This window comes from Taibaiella lutea, assembly GCF_008629695.1.
Lineage (GTDB): Bacteria > Bacteroidota > Bacteroidia > Chitinophagales > Chitinophagaceae > Taibaiella > Taibaiella lutea.
The window spans coordinates 1,280,884-1,299,062 of sequence record NZ_VWSH01000001.1 but is presented as its reverse complement, the minus strand read 5'-3'; the positions used below and the strand labels follow the sequence as shown (position 1 = coordinate 1,299,062).

The following is an 18,179-nucleotide window of genomic DNA, read 5'->3' as shown; positions in this document are numbered from 1 at the left end:
CTCTTTTTTCTTTTGTTAAAAAAAAATCGAAAGAAATTTCTCAATTGGCTTTGCTTTTCAAAAAGAATATTCTATCATTGTAACTCATTTACGACTATTAAATATTATCATTGCAGCGGAAATTTACAATGCAATTGTTTTTTACAGCAAAACACACTGTTTTTTTATTATGAAAAGAACACTATTAGGCTTGAGTTTGTTATGTGTCGGAACAGCGACCATCTTTTCGGCCTGTTCATCTAAAACCAAGGGTGTTTCGGATAAAACCGGATGGAACTACAACGATTCCCGTTTAGGCGGTTTCGATGTGGCAAACTACCCAGGACAACAAACCGGCCCGGGTCTTGTACCTATCGAAGGTGGACGTTTTACCATGGGACAGACCGAAGAAGACCTTACTTATGAGCGTAATAATATTCCTCGTAACGTAACCGTTTCTTCATTCTATATGGATGAAACAGAAGTTGCCAACGTTCATTATCGTGAATACACATATTGGCTTTCGCGTTCTTATGCTGCCGATTATCCGGAAGAAATAGCTAAAGCATTGCCTGATAGCACTGTTTGGCGTTCAGCATTGTCTTATAACGAGCCGATGGTAACTAATTATTTTCGTCACGCTGCATACAACTTCTACCCTGTAGTCGGTGTTAACTGGTATCAGGCTAACGCTTATTGCAAATGGCGTAGTGACCGTGTGAATGAAATGATTTTGATTAAGAATGGTATGTTGAAGAAAAATCAGAATCAGGTAAATGAAGATGTATTTACTTCTGAAACATACACTTCCGGTCAATATCTTGGAACTCCGGGTAAAGGACAAAAACGTGATTTGGATCCAAATGGTGCAGGTAGAAGAAATACAGGCTATTCTGATGGATTTTTATTGCCAAACTATCGTCTTCCGACAGAAGCAGAGTGGGAATATGCTGCATTAGCTCTGGTTGAAAAAAATCCTGAACCTGAAACTAAACGTCGCCGTGGTGAAGAAGCTATAACTGACCGTAAAGTTTATCCTTGGGGTGATACACGTAGCACTCGTACTCAAGCCCGTAATAAATATCGTGGTCAATACCAAGCTAACTACAAACGTTCAGGCGGTGATGCGATGGGTGTTGCCGGTGGTTTGAATGACCGTGCTGTCTACACTGAAAACATATATTCTTACTTGCCAAATGCTTATGGTTTATATAATATGGCCGGTAACGTAAATGAGTGGGTGTTGGATGTTTACCGTCCTGGTTCAAGTTATGACGTAAATGATGTTAACCCTTATCGTGGTAATGAGTTTACTAAAAATATCTACGAAGCTGACGGAACATTATCTGAAAAAGACAGTTTAGGAAATCTTAGTAAAAAATACATTGATTCAACTGATCTTGCCGGCCGCTATGACCGTGATTATACTGGTTATGATGCCCGTAATATCGAAGATGGTGATTCAACATCACGCTTCACGTATGACTATGGTAATACCACATTAATCAACAATGATAGCCGTGTTATCAAAGGTGGTTCATGGAATGACAGAGCATATTGGTTGTCTCCGGGTACACGTCGTTTCATGCAGGCAGCCCATGCAAGCAGTACTGTAGGTTTCCGTTGTGTAATGGATAGATTAGGAAGCGCAGGATTCAATAATGATCCGGGTGGAAATATCTTCGGAAAGCGTAAACGTGGTTAATCCAACAATAAAAATTTTTAAAAACCCCTTCTAACACTTAGAAGGGGTTTTTATTGTTAATCTATTGTTCAATGAAGAATTTTAATATCAGGGTTTACGGGCTCTGGCTGGAAGATAAAAAGGTGCTGGTTTGTAAGGAAAATATCAGAGGAAAGGAGATTGTGAAATTTCCCGGCGGTGGTTTGGAGTTTGGGGAGGGAACTACTGATTGCCTCAAAAGAGAATGGATGGAAGAATTGAATGCTGAGATTGAAATTTCAGCACATTTTTATACTACAGACTTTTTTCAGCCATCCGCCTTTGATAATTCTCAAGTTATTAGCATTTATTATACGATTTGTCCAACTCATACGTTTAGTATTCCGGTCTTTAATGGCAGAGAGCATTTTTACTTCAGGGAAATTGACGATACGCTTATGTCTGAAATCTCATTACCCATTGATAAAATTGTAGCCGGAATGCTTTTTGAAAGGAATAGATAGGATTTAATTTTATTATAGTCAAATGTTTCGTTGTTTTGCATTTGAATAGATTGTTTTTTTGAAATTATGAAATACTTATTGCAAGGAATCTTGCTGTTATCTTTTTTGGTTATTACCAATACTTTAAATGCTCAGTTGTTACCGGCTTTCAGAGCAGAGCAGGATGCCTGTAATGCATTGCAAATTTGCGGTAATCAGTTTCATACTCCATATAGTTATCAGGGTGAAGGTTTCGAACTTGATTTGCCAGGTACGCAATGTGGTGCAGGTGAGAGCAATTCCGTATGGTTAAAACTAAATATTGTTACTTCAGGTGTAATTGTATTTACAGTAACGCCCAATGTATCTTCAGATGACTATGACTGGGCTGTAGTAGACATTACGGGTAAACCCTGTGATAACTTTAATGAAACGGATGTTGTCAGGTGTAATTTCAATAATAACAGTCCTATTTTTAATGGCGGGGTTACGGGTTTAAATACCTCCTCCAACGAATTAAGTGCAACTTCAGGAATTACAGGACATTCCTTTTTAAGAAAACTGGACGTAACGGCAGGGCAAGTTTATCTTGTTATGGTGAACAATTTCGGTTCCGGTGCTACAGGCGGAGATTTGGGCTCCGGTTTTACAATAGATTTTTCCGGTTCTACTGCTATTTATAATAATAATGCGGCGCCTAAGTTTGCGTCTGCTTCCAATATTTGTATCCAGGGTTCACAGGTAACGGTAGCACTTAACAAAGACGTTTTATGCAGCTCAATAGCTACCAATGGAAGTGATTTTACATTGATAGGACCTACGACTGCTACTGTTACTTCTGCCGCCGGCCTGAATTGTAACAGTCTGAATCAGGGTTACTCCGACGAAATGACCGTAACATTTAATCAGAGTTTATCTTCGGGAACTTACTATTTAAAAATTAAAAACGGTACAGATAACAATACGCTGTTTGATCTTTGTAATCTTCCCATGAACGTGGGCGATTCTATAAAATTTACCGTCTATCCGGATCAGAGGGTTACTATCCCGGTAGATACAGAAGGCTGTGGTTCTGTTGTCTTTAATGGTAATACATATACTCAGAGTATAGTACTTCACGATACAGTCCGCAACGCAGGCGGCTGCGACAGTATTTATTATATAGCAAACATTACAGTTTATCCGTTAAATCCTCTTACTGTAAATGAAACAGTAGGCCATTGTGATTCTGTGACTTTTCGTGGGACTACTTATACCTCAGAAGCCACTGTAATTGATACTTTCAAAAACCATCTGGGTTGCGATAGCTTGTTGCATGTTTATCATATTGTTCCGGAACATTTGACAATATCGGTTACTGCGGATCCGCCTGAACCAGTTATCGGCGACTATGTTACGCTTACAGTATCGGGTAATGTCGATGGATATGGTGTTCAATCCTGGAGCCCTTCTGAGCTTTTTCCAAATCAGTCTTCTTTCTCACAAAGCTATATTATTCCTCATTCCGATACTATTATTGTAGTTGGCACCAGTCCGAACGGATGTATTGATACAGCTAAGATCTTTGTTAAAGCCGATACATTGGTTCCTGTAGTTATTATGCCCAATGCATTTTCTCCAAACGGCGATGGACTGAACGATGTTTTTGAACCTTATTTTGTAAACAAAAGCGGATATATTGTAAAGGACTTTAAGGTTTTTGACAGATGGGGTAAACTGATTTATCAGGCTGCCGCTACAAAGAGAGCCAGATGGAACGGCAGTTATTTTAATGAAGACAAAAGTGCTCCGACCGGAACTTATTACTTCTATATCGATGTTCAGTTTGTAGATGGAACAAAGAAATACTTTAAAGGTGATGTTACTTTATTGAGATAGTAAAATTATTTTATAAAAAGGAAAGCGGTTATGCCTGATCAGGCATAACCGCTTTCCTTTTTGCTTTATTGATAGTTCAATTATTTTACCACTTTCAATTTTGTGCCGGGTTGAATATTGTTCGACTTCAATTTGTTGAGTTTCTGTAGTTCCTTAACTGTCATGCCATATTTGTCTGCAATGGCGAATAATGTTTCACCTTTTTTCACCGTATGTACTTTAGGTTTTGCGGCAGCTTTTGGCGTTATTTTTGTTTTGTTTTGCTTAGCAGTAGTTTTTACAGTTTCATTTTTAGTAGTACTCGGCGTTACTGTCTCTTCATCTGAATCATTACGATCATAATTACCGCTGGATTTTGGTTCAAATTCAGTCTGGTTATACACAACCTTATCCATGTGCGCTTTTAGCTTGTCCAAAGCTGTCTGGTTTTTAGGCGTGATTTGTGGCTGTTGTTTAGCAGGCCTGGTTTCTACTATTGTTTCTTCAACCGGTTGTTCGTTGGCAATATTTACCGGAGCTTCAGTCCGGCCTTGTGACAAATCTGTTACTGTTTCATTGTCCGAATCATTGATTTCTACAGGTTTTCCTGCCGGCACAAATCCTGCATCATTAGATAACTGAACTACACGTTGGGTAGGTGCATTGTTATTGTTCGCAGGCGCATTTACATAAATTTCAGGAACTTTATCCGACGGCGATTGAAGATTAAGTACACTTCCCGGCACAGCTTCCTGACCTTTTGATAAATGATTTAATGCCAATAATTCCCCCAGCTGAATGCCTTCATCCTGGCTTATCTGAAGCATTGTTTCACCTGCAACCACAGTATGTGTAAATGTATTTGAAGTTTTAGGTTTTTTGGATAAATAAATAAACATATCAGCTTCCAACGGTGCGTCAGGCAAGTCGTTGAACTCTAATAGCTTGGCATAGCGCACTTTGTTTTTAATGGCAAACTCCAGTAAAATATCACCTTTGCGGGCATAGAAGCCTTTTAACCCGTTTTTTGTTGTGATAGTGTAATAATCTTTTGCCACGCTATTTGTTTCTTCCTGTTGTTGTCTTGCTTTCTCAACGTAGATTTCAGGTTGCTCGTTCAGCGTACCGGATGAAGTATAATTTGCATCATTGCGCGGAATATTTTCACCCGGTGTTACGTTCGAAACATTGGTGGTTTTATAAATGGCTTTGGGTTGCGCTGCTGCGTATAATATTTCTTCTCCGCTATTATCAAGCGCAGCGTAAGTATATTGTTGCAGTTTATAATCTTCTATAAACTTAATCAGCTTCTGTGCATATTGAGGATTGGTGGCATAGCCGCAACGTTTCAGGCCGTAAGCCCAGGCTGCATAATCAGTAGGAGAAAGACTGAACAGATTGCTGTATCTCTTATTGCTCTTCAGGAAATCGGAATGATCGGCATAAGAAGTTTTTGCGCAATCGTATTTTCTGAAACATTCATCCTTCGCATCATCGGTATAAGAATAAGTTTCACCGGTCCAGGTATTTTTACATTTAATACCAAAGTGGTTGCTGGCGTTATTACAAAGTTCACTTTGACCGGCAGAAGTTTCCAGAATGCCTTGAGCCAATGTGATAGAAGCAGGTACACCACTCCTTTTTTGTTCTTCAATGGCCATGCTTTTATATTTTGCAATATAATCAGCCACCTGGTCATCATAAGATTGTTGTGAGAAACCTGTTATTGTTCCTGCCGTCAGTGTCAGCAGCAGTATTAATTTACGAATCATGAATTTTTTGTTTAAAGAGTGCTTTATGTTCTTTAGCAGATTGATTTTTTGAATTTCGATGCAATTGTTTGTTCCCTGAAACCCCGTGATTTAATTACACTGTATATCCGGATTAGAAAGTCACTATAATCAGAAAAGGGCGGGAAGCCCTTTCTGTAACAGCAATTTTATTTTTTTCGAATCAACATCAGGCCATCTCTGAGTGGCATTATTACTTGTTCCACCCGATTGTCGTTTGCTATTTTTTTATTGAAATCGTGCATATGCAAAGAAGTATTGCTTTGTTGTTCCTGTGGTAAGATAACCTCGCCCTGAAACAAAACATTATCTGCAATCATAAATGCACCTGAAGGAATGCGGTCGATAACCATGTCGAAATAAAGGCCGTAATTTTTCTTATCAGCATCAATGAACACCAAATCGAAGTCACCTTTAATTTTGGGTATAATCGCAGATGCTTCTCCCACATGCTGTACAATTTTATTACTCATGCCCGACATCTGCCAATAGTTGTCGCGCATCTCCTGTAAATAAGGGTCAATATCAATAGTGTGTAGTTTGCCGCCATCCTGCAGGCCCTTTGCCAGTGAGATAGCCGAATAGCCTGTATAAGTGCCTAATTCCAGAATTTGCTTTGGTCTTATCATACAACTCAGCATTTCCAGAACCATGCCTTGCAAATGGCCTGATATCATTTGAGAACCGCGTACATTAGCATGCGTTTCCCTGTTCAATGCAGCTTGTACCTGATTTTCGGGAGTTGTATATTGTTCTGCGTAGTAGTTGATAGGATCCGGAGTAATTGTGTGTTGCATATGGTATATATTTTCGTTGAGAAACAAAATATGCCTTGCTTCGAAATGAATACTTAGTAAAAGTAAAATGAATCTTTTACAATCGATAACGATTGTTTCTTTTTTTACTAAAAATTAAGGGCAAAATCCGGAATTAGAAATTCGGTTTCAATTTATTGTGTGTGTAAAACTCACCAATATAATTTACCACCTCATCTGCCGTATCAAAAACTTTAATTAAATCCAGATCACCCGGGCTGATATTGCTGTCTCTTTCCAGCATAATGGTACGCATCCAGTCAAACAAGCCTTTCCAGTAATCACGGCCAATACAAATTAAAGGTGTCTGTGTGAATTTTTTTGTCTGAACCAAGGTAGCTACCTCAAAAAATTCATCCATAGTACCCCAACCACCCGGCATCATAACAAAGCCTTGTGCATATTTGGTAAACATTACCTTCCTGACAAAGAAATAATCAAAATTGAGATTTTTGTCCCGGTCAATATAAGGGTTGTAATGTTGTTCAAACGGAAGATCAATATTAAGTCCTACTGAAATACCTCCCGCCATATTTGCGCCTTTATTAGCCGCTTCCATAATGCCGGGGCCGCCGCCGCTTATAATGCCAAAACCTTCTTTGGAAAGCTTTTGGGCAATCTCGACAGTAAGGTCGTAATACTTATGACCCGGTTGTGTTCTTGCTGAACCAAATATGGAAATGCAGGGGCCGATTTTAGCCAGTTTTTCAAAGCCATCCACAAATTCCGCCATTATCTTAAATATCTGCCAACTGGAATGCGCCTGTGTTTCAGTCCAATCACGAACCGGTATTTGCTGAATTTGATCCTTCATATTAATTATCCTTTCTTATATAGCCTTCGTATTAAAAAATGCAAAAAGCTATGGGGCAAAGATAGGGTTAAATCTTTTACAGGATGTGAAGAAGTCGTTAGTTGATAGTAAGGGGCATAACGCCTTATGGGTATAATTGGAATTTGATAGTGTGATAAAATAAATAGCCGGTATGGAATCGTTTATTCACCAAGAGCTAATCACTAACGACTTCTTCACCGACTAATTTTTCCTGAAAAATTTGCTGATTACAAAAAAGCTTCGTTTCTTTGCACTCCATTCGAAAGTCAAAAGGATTCTTTTGGCTTTTTGTTTGCAGTTCTTTTTGATACACACGGGCATGGTGCAACGGTAGCATACGGGTCTCCAAAACCTTTGATCTGGGTTCGAATCCTAGTGCCCGTGCTAATTTTTTTAATGCAAAAATTGATTTTATTTTCTAAATTTGATTTTTGCATTTTTAATTTACAATATTTTTTATGAGCAATTTCGGAACATACATTCAGGAGTCTTACGACGAATTAATACACAAAGTAAGCTGGCCTTCATGGAGTGAGCTTCAACAAACTACTGCTATTGTAATTGTAGCGTTGATTCTGGTTACCGCAATGATTTTCGGTATGGATGCAGGATCTGAAGCAATTATGAAGTTTGTTTACGGCATGGCTGCAAACTAATAAACCAGGGTATTTCAATTTTTGAAAACCAGAAATATACAAATAATGAGTGATATCAATACGCCGCAAGCAACCGAGCAGGATACCAAATGGTATGTGCTTCGTATAGTAAGCGGTAAAGAAAGAAAAGTAAAAGAACACCTTGATAAAGAGGTAAAGATTTATGGTTGGGGAAATGTAATTCTTCAGATCCTTTGCCCGGTAGAAAAGGTATTCAAAGTGGTGAATGGCAAGAAAGTGCTGCGCGAAAAAACATTGTTTCCCGGTTATATCATGATGGAGGCTTTGGATGGCAAATTGAACGATACTATGATTCAAGGCATTCAAAGTGTAACCAACGTTATACACTTTTTAGGCAAGGAACATCCGATTGCTTTGCGCAAAAGTGAAGTAAACAAAATGTTCGGTAAGCTGGATGAAGTTTCTGAAGCAGGTATTGGCTATGCAGAACCTTACATCGTTGGTGAAACTATTAAAATTATCGACGGTCCGTTCAACGATTTCAACGGTACTATTGAAGAAGTAAACGAAGAGAAAAAGAAACTGAAGATTGTAGTAAAAATCTTTGGCCGCGCTACTCCGGTAGAGTTGAACTATTCTCAGGTAGAAAAGATTGCTTAATCAGACTGAATTTATAAACAAAGCGCCCCGCAAAATTTGCAGGGCGCTTTTTGATTGCTATGGGGAGGAGCTGTTTTGGCAATTATATACATGCTCGGATGATATATTTACAAGTCCTGCAAGGACGGCAGACAATAGGATAGGGCACCAATTCTATCTGTTAACGATAAATTTGTACTTATTGCTATAATGTTACTTCTTTAGTAGTTCCTAAGCGATTTTTTAAATCAATTAATTTCTCTTATCTAAAATGATATATTTTCATTATGTGTGTACTTGAACCATCATAGTTATGCCTAAAAAGGGCTTTTGGACGTTGTTGAAATGGGTCTTTATACGTCCCTGAACGTACTCCTGATACGTCCGGAACGTACCAAAGGAGGTATGGAGACGTACTAAAGGACGTTCCTATACGTATTAAGACCTATTTCAGGGACCTGTTAACCGGATTTTTTTGGAACTAAGTTGTTTTGGAGCACATTATTATTCATAAAAACAAAGACTCCGAAGATGATGAATCTTCAGAGCTCTTGTTAATCAATCATTTATCAGCAATTATACTACAACCCATACCTGAACCCAACATAGAAATTCCTCCCCATGCCAGGCCCCCAGATAAGTGAGCCGTCAAAGCTTTTGCCAAAAGGATTTTCAGCGCCTGAAATCATATCGTGCTGCATATAACCCGTCAGGTTTTCACCACCGGCATAAACTTCAATTTTTCCTTCCTTCCAGCTTTTGCTTATCTGTGCATTCATCTGGATAAAGGAAGGAGAATTACCTTCCGCTACAATCATTTCATGATGCGTATAACGCTCCGGTAAACGCTTGGAGCCCGTCCATTGGAACGTATAATCAAACTTCCAGTTGCTGTTTGTTTCATAACCCAGGTTGATGAATGCACGATGGGCAGCCACCAATGGTTTCTCTTTCAGGATATTGTTATAAGTGCTTTTTACGTCATAAAAACGGTAAGCCAGCCTTACATCCAGTTTATGGATTACCTCATAATCTAATTGTGCCTGAAAACTATGAGCATAAGATTTACCATTCAGATTGTAGAACGAAACTTCACCCGGTTTTTCAACATCTACTACTACCTGATTGGTGAAGTTTGTATAATAATAATCTACACTGAAAGCGCCGTCACGATAATCGAGCATAAACTTTTTTGTATAGTTCAAACCCATATTCCAGGCCACTTCGGGCTTCAGTCCGTAAGGTGTTTCGGGGTCGGTGCCCGATACTACGAAATTGCGGCTGCTGGCCAGATAGCCTGTATTCTCTGCAAAAATATTTGCTGTTCTTTGCGCCCTGCCTGCAGATGCCCTCAAAGCACTATTATCGGATAGTGCATACCTGAGATGTAAACGAGGTGTTACAAATGCCCCGAAAAGATTGTGGTAATCTGCCCTCAAACCTGCTACCATATTGAATTTCTTCTGATAGTTATAAGCATATTCCATAAAAGCGCCCGGCACAATTTCGGTACGGTTATAAGCAGTGCCTACAAATGTTTCCTTATAAGCATCGGCAGAGAAACTGACACCTCCTTTAATAACATGATTGGTATTATTGATGATGCTCTGGTAAATATAATTGGCATAAAAACTCTGCTGTCTGCCGTCATATTCCCTTATACCATATTGGCTTTGCTGATCATGATATACACCCGACAATTGCAATCCCATGCTTTGGTAGGGTTTGGTAAGGTTTATTTTCCCTATTTTGGCCCAGGCTTCCATTCTTGTCAGGCTTTGTTGATAGCCCCAGGGGTTGCCTGCAATCTGTTCCGTACCTTTTTCGAAGGACTTTTGTCCACCTGTATTGTCAAGGTAAACAGCTTTTACGCCACCCTGAATTTCCCAGCCTTTCGGACTGAACCAGAACCAACGGTTGGAACCCACAAAAGAATTACCCAAAGGATTATCGAGGAAGCCATCATGATTCTGGTCTACTTTCATCCAATTGCTCTTGGCATGCAGCAATAAGTTACTGCTCAATTCGTCATTAAACTTATGGCTTAATATAGCATTCATTTCAGAACGCCCCTGAGCGCTTTGATAGCCATTCAGGAATAAAGCAGGCTCCTTTTCTTCAAAAGGTTTGCGCCATTCAATATTGATTTGTCCGGCAGTGCCTTCATAACCATTTACTACGCTGCCGGTACCTTTGCTCAATTGCATGCTTTCCACAAAAGCGCCCGGCGTAAAAGTAAGGCCTGTAATAGCCGCCAATCCTCTTACGTCAGGAATGTTTTCCCTTGTGAAAGAAGTATAGCTGCCCGCAAGTCCGAGCATCTGGATTTGTTTGTAACCACTCACTGCGTCTGTAAAGCCAACGTCTACGGAAGGTGTGGTTTCAAAGCTCTCGCTGAGATTGCAACATGCAGCTTTCATCAATTCCTTGGAACCGATTTTCTCCATTTTTGCGGGCTCCAATAAACCGATCTCCGTACTCTTTCTGCGGCTTGTAATGGTTACCTCTTTCAGCGTCTTCAAAGGTTTTAGTTCTATGGAAAGCTGTTCCGGCCCTTGTGACAGAGGAATAGTGTCATTTTTATAACCCACATAAGTAACCACTAATTGCCGGGCTGTTTCAAGCTCCAGAGAAAATGTCCCGTCGGCAGCACTGAATGTCCCGGCTTCTGCAGGAATTGTACTGACAGCCGCACCGGGTAACGTTTCTTTAGTTTGAATATCAGAGACTTTTCCGCTAACCGTATGCTTTCCTGCATCCTGCGCAGATGTTTTGGCGGAAAGGAGAAAGCCGGATAAAGTCAATATTCCGGTAATAAAAAGAGGGGTATGTCTTTTTATTTTAAAAGTTTGATGTAATGCGAAATTAATCTTCATGAACATGCGCATCATCTTCTCTATAAGCGCAGCATTGAGGTAATTTTTTGTAGGCTTCGTCTGTGGCTTTAATATCTCCGGCATCATAACCAACATTGGCTATGCTCGTTTCGATTTTTTCTGCCGATGTTTTGGAAGGGCGATAGACAACTGTCAGGATTTGCGAATGGCTGTCCCATTCTGCTCTTTTTACACCCGGTATGTAAGCAGCTTTTTCAATGCGTTTTTTGCAATCGCCGCAATTGCCCGAAACTTTGATTTTTTCGGTAGTGATGTCTTTATTGTCTTGTGCAAAAGAAACTGTGAAGGAACTCAGAAGGATGGCAATAATGCCGAATATTGTTTTCATTTTGTTTTAATTATCTGGTAAGAAATGTTTTTAATAATAAAATTTTCTTCTCTTGTTTTGAAGCAAAGAGAAGTGATCTCATAAAAACAAATCAACCGTAATAAGTAAAACGGGCATGGAGTTTATAAAGCGGAATGTTTTGCCAGAGGCCGGGTGGGGCGTTGGCCTGATAAGCAGCATGCGTATCAGATTGTGATAATGCGAAAACCTGTGGTACAACATAGGTAATCATTGCAACTGTTTGCAATTCGCCTAATTGCAATTGTAACTGACTTGCCCTGTTCTGATCCTGATTTATCTTTAGTGTAATAGTTTTATCCTTGCAGCAATCATCTCCTTTGCTTTCCAGCTGTTTTGCTTCAGGATTTTTCTTTGTTGATTTTGGCGTAGACTCGCAACAGCAGGATGCTTTTGCTTTATTTACATTCCACGAAAGTAATTTACTGCCACAGAAATGCAACTGTATCATCATGCCCGAAACGGCTGTGATGTACAAGACAAGTAATGGTATGGCAATTAATTTACGCATATAGAATGCAAATATCGTAAAAATTTAAGACGTGGTTGTTAATTTCTGCTTATTCGATTATTTGTATTCTTTTTTTGTGAAAGATAAAAAGAACAACGATTGATTTTATAGGTCTTGAATATTGCAAATACAGCAATTATGAATTAAGATGGAAGCTATACTGCTGCGATAACTTATCTTTGGCCCGCTAAAAGTAAAGCAATCACATCAAAGCCAATCAATGACCTTAGAACAAAAAATTCAACAATCGGAAACAAGAATATTCAAGGCAGTTTTCCCAAGCGATACCAATCATTACGATACTTTATTTGGCGGTACTGCCATGCAATTAATGGATGAGGTGGCGTTTATTGCTGCTACCAGATTTACAAGAAAAAAGGTGGTTACGGTTTCTTCCGATAAAATAGATTTTAAAATGCCTATTCCGGGTGGCACTATTATAGAACTGATAGGAAAGGTAAGTTATATAGGTTCTACAAGCCTGAAGGTAAAGGTGGATATTTTTATAGAGGAAATGTATTCAGAGGTACGTGAAAAAGCCATTACAGGCACTTTCACTTTTGTGGCTCTTGATGAAAACAAAAAGCCGGTAAAGATCTCTGATTGAGTCGTAGTAAATAGTCGTTAGCGGATAGTAATGGAGGATATCTTTTACTAACAACTAACGACTATTTACTGACTGCTAATAATTAGAAATCGAAATTGATTCTTGCTCTGACACCATATTTAGGCACGTTCTGATACTCGAGGTAAGAAAGCCTTTTCACGAAATCGACACGAATGAGGTTGAAGATATTTTCCACACCAACGCTGACTTCCATATAAGGTTGTTTCTCCAATGAATAAGTTGACACGTTCCCAAACTGATCGGTAGGGAATTTCAACTGATCAGGATTTTTATCAGGACGGTTTTCATCTCTCAAACCACCGTACAATAATTTAAAGGTAGCAACTTCACGTAGTTTCAGCTTTTTAAATAAAGGGACTTTATTAAAGATGAAACCGTACATGTGATAATCAACATTTAAGCTCACGTACTTATCACTTACAAATTCCAGGAAGTTCATCATACTGTAAGCCTGCAATTGATAGGCATAGGTCTGGTTGGCCTGTGCAATATTCAATAAGGGATAAGGCACGCTTCCGAAAATATAACCGGCATTTACTACTACATCAGCAAGACCTAATTGCGATAAATAGAATCTTTTGTAAACGCTTCCGTAAAAAGTTTTGTATTTATAATCACCTCCCAGGAAATCAGGAATACCCCATTTCACACCTAAGGTCATAATAGGATAAACGTTTGGTATGGGCGTTCTGTACAGTTTTCTTTGAAAGAATTGTTCGTGCGGGGCCCATCTCCATTCCAGTCCTACTTCTGATGTATGGATGGTAGGGATAGTATCGTTGGTGCCATCGGCATGAATGAAGTTCAAACCGCCGGCAGCTTCCTGCTTCCAGTTTTTAAAAGTTGCTTTTACACCCATGTGGTCGCCAAACTCTGCAACCCAATCCAGGCTGTAGATTTTATTGTACATGTATTTATCATTCACACCACGCTTAAAGGAAAGCAAGAAGTTGTCTTCCTGTACAAACTGAAGGCTTTGTCCGGGAATACTGGTTTCTTCCTGCACGCTTGCTCTTATATAATTTAAGGGATAGGCATAAATACTTTTATTGTTGAGGGAGTAGGTGCCTCCAACGTAGTATTTCCATCGTTTATCTTTAAAACCATAGGCGCCGTAAGCCTCGCCAAACACACGTTTGCTCAGTTCGGGGGTTGTTCTGCCACCAAACCTTAACCTGAAACCTTCAACAGGGTTGAAACTGTAAAAAGTACTTAATGGACCAAACTCTACGGGCCCGTTCACATTATAGCCCGCAAGGAAAGTTGTGGTAAACCACATCAGTCTTTTGAAGGATTTCATGTTGTTGAGGCTGTCCATATTTTTATAGGTATTGGCCTCAGTAGTAGACAAAGAATCCGGACGGTTCTCCATCCAATAACTATCGGAATGCGAAGAAGCATCTGCAAGTGTTACAGTAGACGGACCATCAAATACAGAATCGGCAATCGGTGTGGTCATGTCAAAATTCTTGATGGTAACAGTACGCTCACCAAACAATCCTTTTTTGCCCTGGAACACGCCAAAGTTTACTAACAAGTCTGTTTTGGATAAATGAAAGGTTTCATCAGCACTGCGTTCAAAATCGAGGGTAAGGTGAAGATCGGTAACCCAATTAAGGTTAATATCTTTATTTACTGTCATTACGGCTTTTTGCACACCGTAATGGCCGTCTAAGGTTACGTACATTTTACCCTGAAACAAAAGGTCGCTTTTATTTCTGGGGTAGAAAGAGAGCTCCACCAATTTGACGCCCTGGTTCATAACCGTATCGGTAATGTAAAATTTGTAGAATGAAGGCGACATGTCTGCAATGGGACTCAAAAAGGAATTAGTAACAACGTAAATATTGTTTTCATACAGATCCACATTCTGATACAGGTTCTTCATATATGTAGAAATGCTTTCGTTGTTGATATATCTTTCATCAAAGGTTACGTGCTTGTTGGCAGTAACAATTGTTTTATGTTTTTCAGGTGATCTTTTAAAATATTTTTGAGAGATGTTCTCTTCGATATAAATAGGCAATAATGCTTTTCCTTCAAATCTCGTTGTATCTACATTATCTAATACGAACTGATATTTCTTTAATAATTTGCTGTTCTTAAAACCCTGAGGTGTGTTATTAAGCGCCATCTGCATTTTATCATATTCCAGATAATGGGTATAGTCATAGTGCTTCATCCTGTTTTGCTCCTTATGGTCAATTACCTGACGAATGAGTTCGACAGCAGGATTATTTTTATTTCTGTATTTTTCTTTTTTTGGTTTAACGACAACTTCATCTAACGTATGTGCATCTTCCTCCATAGTCACATTTATGGTTTGAGTCTGCCCGACGGTAAAACTTTTTGTAACGGTAATGTAACCTAAAAAAGAATATTCGATTTTAGTTACGTTTTCTGAAGTGCCGACTTCATAATAGCCATTCACATCGGTAGTTGTACCCGATGTGGTTCCTTTAATGCCAACACTGACAAAGGGCATAACCTGACCCGACTTGGCATCTTTGACAACGCCTTTTATCAAGGTCTGGGCATGAATGCTGAACGCCGTCAACATAACGAGGACAAGCGCAATGAGTTGTTTAGGCTTCTGCGAGCTGGTCATTGTCCTTTTTAAAAACGAAAAATTTCTGAAGTACATAGTTATAACCTATTCCAATTATTATGGATACCACAATTTTTGATATCCACGCATTTTTATTTCCAAGCGTTTCGTTCAGGCCGAACAGAAGGCTTGTGTTTAAGATCAGATTTCCCATCCACACAATGAAGAATTTCAAGGCTTGCCCCTGAATTTCTTCTTCTTTAGACGAGAAAGCCCAATATCTTCCTAATAGAAAATTTGTCAATCCTCCTGATGCAACGCCTATTACGTTTGCAATGAGGTACCAAACACCAAAAATTTCATGAAGCAGTCCAAACATAACATAATCCACCATTGTTGAAATGAGAGATGTTGCTTGTGCTTTTAGAAATGTTTTCATGTCTGTTTGTTAAAATTTACGTGCATCTCTTCCAATATATAGAAACACTCTGATGCAATAAAACCCCTATAGCTGCTGCTATTTTTTTAAATCAATTTCCTCTTTTAAACGGAAGAGAAGGGTATGTAAATAAATTTGGTCCGGGAACCGGAGATTATTTATTCACAAATAAAATGATGATTTGCAAAACAATATTTGCGTAAATGCCGGCCAAAACATCATCGAGCATAACACCCCAGCCTCCTTTAAAGGCTTCCATACGTCTGATATACAATGGTTTCGCAATATCAAAAAAGCGGAATAATACAAATCCTGTTAAAAGCCATTTCCAATCAAGGGGTATGAATAAAAGACTGATAAACATACCGGCTACTTCGTCAATTACAACTCTGTAGCTATCTTTCCCCCATTCGGGTTCTACTTTATTGCCTGCCCAGACTCCTAATGCTGTTACTAAAAATGTAATACCTATCTCTACAGCAAAATCCGTGCCAATATTTTTAAACAAAAGCCACCAAATAAGTACAGCAAAGGCGGCAGCAACCGTACCACCGCCTTTGCGTATATATCCAATTCCAAAAATGGAAGCGATTAGTTTCATTGATTAATTGTTTAATGGTTTTATTGCTTAATTATCAGATGGTTATAATATGGAAACAATTCAACCATCTGATAATTCAACCATTATTTACAACGATTCTACTAAATCCTGATAATAATCCAAACCTAAGTGTGTAATCAAATCTTCACCCATCATGTGGCGTAATGTGTTTTGCAATTTGATTAGTTGTTTGAAGATATCATGTTCCGGTTTCAAACCTTCGGCAGTTTGCGGAGATTTGAAATAGAAAGATAACCATTCCTGAATGCCGCTCATGTTGGCGCGTTGTGCCAAATCCATAAATAAAGCCAAATCAAGTACAATCGGTGCAGCTAAAATAGAGTCACGGCACAGGAAGTTGATCTTGATTTGCATAGGGTAGCCCATCCATCCGAAGATGTCGATATTATCCCAGCTTTCTTTGTTATCACCGTGCGGCGGATAGTAGTTGATGCGAACTTTGTGGTATAATTCACCATAAAGATCAGGATTGTCTTCAGGCTGGAATATTTCTTCTAAAACGCTTAGTTTAGATACTTCTTTTGTTTTGAAGTTATCCGGATCATCCAATACCAAACCATCTCTGTTACCTAAAATATTGCTGGAGAACCAACCGTTAACGCCCAATGCACGTGCAGCAAGACCGGGAGCAACGATTGTTTTCATTAAGGTTTGACCGGTTTTGAAATCTTTACCTGCAATTGCAACGCCCAATTCTTTAGCTAAATCAACCAAAGCAGGAATATCGCAACTTAAGTTAGGCGCGCCGTTTGCAAAAGGAACACCCATTTTAATAGCCGCGTAAGCATAAATCATTGAAGGTGCAATACGATCATCGTCTGCCTGCATTGCTGCCTCGAATGCTTCAATAGTTTCATGAATGTCGGTAGTTTCAATGTATTTCTCAGTGGAAGCACACCAAACCATTACCAGGCGTTCGCAATTATTTTTTTCTTTAAAATTTTTGATATCTTCCATCAAAGCTAATGCCCAGTTCCATTTGGTGTCTTTTGCTTTAATGTGTTGTCCGTCAAGATTCTTAACATATTCTCTGTCAAATACAGCAGGCATTGGGGTAATAGCTTCCAATTCCGCTTTGATAGCATCTAATTGAGTTTGTTGTAAAACTTTCGCATTGGTTGCAGCCTGATATACATTTTCATTATAAACGTCCCAACCACCAAAAACGATTTGCTCCAAACTTGCCAAGGGAACGAAATCTTTAATTTTCGGATAGCGGTTTTCAGTGCGTTTACCTAAACGGATGTTGCTCATTTGAGTCAATGCGCCAATTGGTTTTGCTAATCCTTTTTTGGTTGCTTCTACACCCGCGATAAACGTGGTGGCTACGGCACCCATACCCGGTACCAGAACGCCCAACTTACCACTTGCTGCTGCTACTTGATTTTCCATATTCATTGTTTTATTATAAAATATTTTATACTCGTATTCTCCTTTTCAGGGTGCAAAGATAATAATTAATCTACCATTTAAACAAACGTTTAATTAGT

Annotated in this window: 16 protein-coding genes and 1 tRNA gene; 7 read left to right on the top strand and 10 right to left on the bottom strand. The window is 39.1% G+C overall.

From position 1 onward, the window contains the following. The first annotated feature begins 169 nt into the window (after positions 1-169). The 3 genes from F0919_RS05645 (at position 170) to F0919_RS05635 (ending at position 4,023) form a co-directional block, all read left to right on the top strand. The gene (locus F0919_RS05645; protein WP_150031731.1) at positions 170-1,684 is read left to right on the top strand and encodes an SUMF1/EgtB/PvdO family nonheme iron enzyme; all 1,515 of its coding nucleotides are present in this window, start codon (positions 170-172) and stop codon (positions 1,682-1,684) included. A 71-nt stretch (positions 1,685-1,755) separates the two neighbouring features. Further along, positions 1,756-2,166 carry an NUDIX domain-containing protein gene (locus tag F0919_RS05640; protein WP_150031730.1) on the top strand — a complete coding sequence of 137 codons (411 nt, stop codon included), beginning with the start codon at positions 1,756-1,758 and terminating at the stop codon, positions 2,164-2,166. 66 nt (positions 2,167-2,232) lie between these two features. Further along, positions 2,233-4,023 (top strand): T9SS type B sorting domain-containing protein, encoded by a 1,791-nt coding sequence (locus F0919_RS05635; protein WP_150031729.1) that lies wholly within the window; start codon positions 2,233-2,235, stop codon positions 4,021-4,023. Positions 4,024-4,103: 80 nt separating this feature from the next. Here F0919_RS05635 and F0919_RS05630 read toward each other — a convergent pair whose 3' ends face one another. The 3 genes from F0919_RS05630 to F0919_RS05620 form a co-directional block, all read right to left on the bottom strand. Next, the gene (locus tag F0919_RS05630; RefSeq protein WP_150031728.1) at positions 4,104-5,774 is read right to left on the bottom strand and encodes a glucosaminidase domain-containing protein; all 1,671 of its coding nucleotides are present in this window, start codon (positions 5,772-5,774) and stop codon (positions 4,104-4,106) included. A gap of 167 nt (positions 5,775-5,941) precedes the next feature. After that, the gene (locus F0919_RS05625) at positions 5,942-6,589 is read right to left on the bottom strand and encodes an O-methyltransferase (protein ID WP_150031727.1); all 648 of its coding nucleotides are present in this window, start codon (positions 6,587-6,589) and stop codon (positions 5,942-5,944) included. A 133-nt stretch (positions 6,590-6,722) separates the two neighbouring features. Continuing rightward, entirely contained in the window at positions 6,723-7,421 is a 699-nt protein-coding gene (locus F0919_RS05620; protein ID WP_150031726.1) for an LOG family protein, read from the bottom strand. 334 nt (positions 7,422-7,755) lie between these two features. Here F0919_RS05620 and F0919_RS05615 point away from each other — a divergent pair. The 3 genes from F0919_RS05615 (at position 7,756) to nusG (ending at position 8,719) form a co-directional block, all read left to right on the top strand. Further along, positions 7,756-7,826 (top strand) — tRNA-Trp (locus tag F0919_RS05615). A 74-nt stretch (positions 7,827-7,900) separates the two neighbouring features. Continuing rightward, a complete protein-coding gene (secE, locus tag F0919_RS05610; RefSeq protein ID WP_150031725.1) occupies positions 7,901-8,098 on the top strand; it encodes a preprotein translocase subunit SecE in 198 nt (65 codons plus the stop codon). Between the two features lie 45 nt (positions 8,099-8,143). Further along, on the top strand, positions 8,144-8,719 hold the full coding sequence (nusG, locus tag F0919_RS05605) for a transcription termination/antitermination protein NusG (RefSeq protein WP_150031724.1): 576 nt from the start codon (positions 8,144-8,146) through the stop codon (positions 8,717-8,719). A 560-nt stretch (positions 8,720-9,279) separates the two neighbouring features. Here the strand turns inward: nusG and F0919_RS05600 are convergent. The 3 genes from F0919_RS05600 to F0919_RS05590 form a co-directional block, all read right to left on the bottom strand. After that, entirely contained in the window at positions 9,280-11,574 is a 2,295-nt protein-coding gene (locus tag F0919_RS05600) for a TonB-dependent receptor (RefSeq protein ID WP_190277277.1), read from the bottom strand. After that, on the bottom strand, positions 11,564-11,923 hold the full coding sequence (locus tag F0919_RS05595; RefSeq protein WP_150031722.1) for a heavy-metal-associated domain-containing protein: 360 nt from the start codon (positions 11,921-11,923) through the stop codon (positions 11,564-11,566). The genes F0919_RS05600 and F0919_RS05595 overlap by 11 nt, the downstream gene beginning before the upstream one ends. A 91-nt stretch (positions 11,924-12,014) precedes the next feature. After that, positions 12,015-12,452, bottom strand: coding sequence for an HYC_CC_PP family protein (locus F0919_RS05590; protein ID WP_150031721.1), 438 nt, complete (start codon positions 12,450-12,452; stop codon positions 12,015-12,017). A 220-nt stretch (positions 12,453-12,672) separates the two neighbouring features. Between F0919_RS05590 and F0919_RS05585 the strand changes: the two genes are divergently transcribed. Beyond that, complete coding sequence (locus F0919_RS05585; RefSeq protein WP_150031720.1) at positions 12,673-13,059, top strand: acyl-CoA thioesterase; 387 nt, start codon at positions 12,673-12,675, stop codon at positions 13,057-13,059. Between the two features lie 82 nt (positions 13,060-13,141). On the opposite strand, the gene F0919_RS05580 is transcribed toward F0919_RS05585, so the two are convergent. From F0919_RS05580 to F0919_RS05565, 4 genes are all read right to left on the bottom strand, one after another. Continuing rightward, positions 13,142-15,688, bottom strand: a complete 2,547-nt coding sequence (locus tag F0919_RS05580; RefSeq protein WP_150031719.1) for a DUF5686 and carboxypeptidase-like regulatory domain-containing protein — start codon at positions 15,686-15,688, stop codon at positions 13,142-13,144. Next, entirely contained in the window at positions 15,666-16,067 is a 402-nt protein-coding gene (locus F0919_RS05575) for a GtrA family protein (protein WP_150031718.1), read from the bottom strand. Before F0919_RS05575 ends, F0919_RS05580 begins: the two co-directional genes overlap by 23 nt. A gap of 154 nt (positions 16,068-16,221) precedes the next feature. Continuing rightward, on the bottom strand, positions 16,222-16,668 hold the full coding sequence (locus F0919_RS05570; protein ID WP_150031717.1) for a phosphatidylglycerophosphatase A family protein: 447 nt from the start codon (positions 16,666-16,668) through the stop codon (positions 16,222-16,224). Positions 16,669-16,755: 87 nt separating this feature from the next. Further along, positions 16,756-18,081 (bottom strand): inositol-3-phosphate synthase, encoded by a 1,326-nt coding sequence (locus F0919_RS05565; protein ID WP_150031716.1) that lies wholly within the window; start codon positions 18,079-18,081, stop codon positions 16,756-16,758. Positions 18,082-18,179 lie beyond the last annotated feature (98 nt).

Coding starts and splice junctions, on each gene's coding strand:
- secE (WP_150031725.1), top strand. CDS start 7,901: ATGAGCAATTTCGGAACATACATTCAGGAGTCTTACGACGAATTAATA.
- F0919_RS05630 (WP_150031728.1), bottom strand. CDS start 5,774: ATGATTCGTAAATTAATACTGCTGCTGACACTGACGGCAGGAACAATA.
- nusG (WP_150031724.1), top strand. CDS start 8,144: ATGAGTGATATCAATACGCCGCAAGCAACCGAGCAGGATACCAAATGG.
- F0919_RS05620 (WP_150031726.1), bottom strand. CDS start 7,421: ATGAAGGATCAAATTCAGCAAATACCGGTTCGTGATTGGACTGAAACA.
- F0919_RS05585 (WP_150031720.1), top strand. CDS start 12,673: ATGACCTTAGAACAAAAAATTCAACAATCGGAAACAAGAATATTCAAG.
- F0919_RS05565 (WP_150031716.1), bottom strand. CDS start 18,081: ATGGAAAATCAAGTAGCAGCAGCAAGTGGTAAGTTGGGCGTTCTGGTA.
- F0919_RS05580 (WP_150031719.1), bottom strand. CDS start 15,688: ATGACCAGCTCGCAGAAGCCTAAACAACTCATTGCGCTTGTCCTCGTT.
- F0919_RS05625 (WP_150031727.1), bottom strand. CDS start 6,589: ATGCAACACACAATTACTCCGGATCCTATCAACTACTACGCAGAACAA.
- F0919_RS05640 (WP_150031730.1), top strand. CDS start 1,756: ATGAAGAATTTTAATATCAGGGTTTACGGGCTCTGGCTGGAAGATAAA.
- F0919_RS05590 (WP_150031721.1), bottom strand. CDS start 12,452: ATGCGTAAATTAATTGCCATACCATTACTTGTCTTGTACATCACAGCC.
- F0919_RS05645 (WP_150031731.1), top strand. CDS start 170: ATGAAAAGAACACTATTAGGCTTGAGTTTGTTATGTGTCGGAACAGCG.
- F0919_RS05600 (WP_190277277.1), bottom strand. CDS start 11,574: ATGAAGATTAATTTCGCATTACATCAAACTTTTAAAATAAAAAGACAT.
- F0919_RS05595 (WP_150031722.1), bottom strand. CDS start 11,923: ATGAAAACAATATTCGGCATTATTGCCATCCTTCTGAGTTCCTTCACA.
- F0919_RS05575 (WP_150031718.1), bottom strand. CDS start 16,067: ATGAAAACATTTCTAAAAGCACAAGCAACATCTCTCATTTCAACAATG.
- F0919_RS05570 (WP_150031717.1), bottom strand. CDS start 16,668: ATGAAACTAATCGCTTCCATTTTTGGAATTGGATATATACGCAAAGGC.
- F0919_RS05635 (WP_150031729.1), top strand. CDS start 2,233: ATGAAATACTTATTGCAAGGAATCTTGCTGTTATCTTTTTTGGTTATT.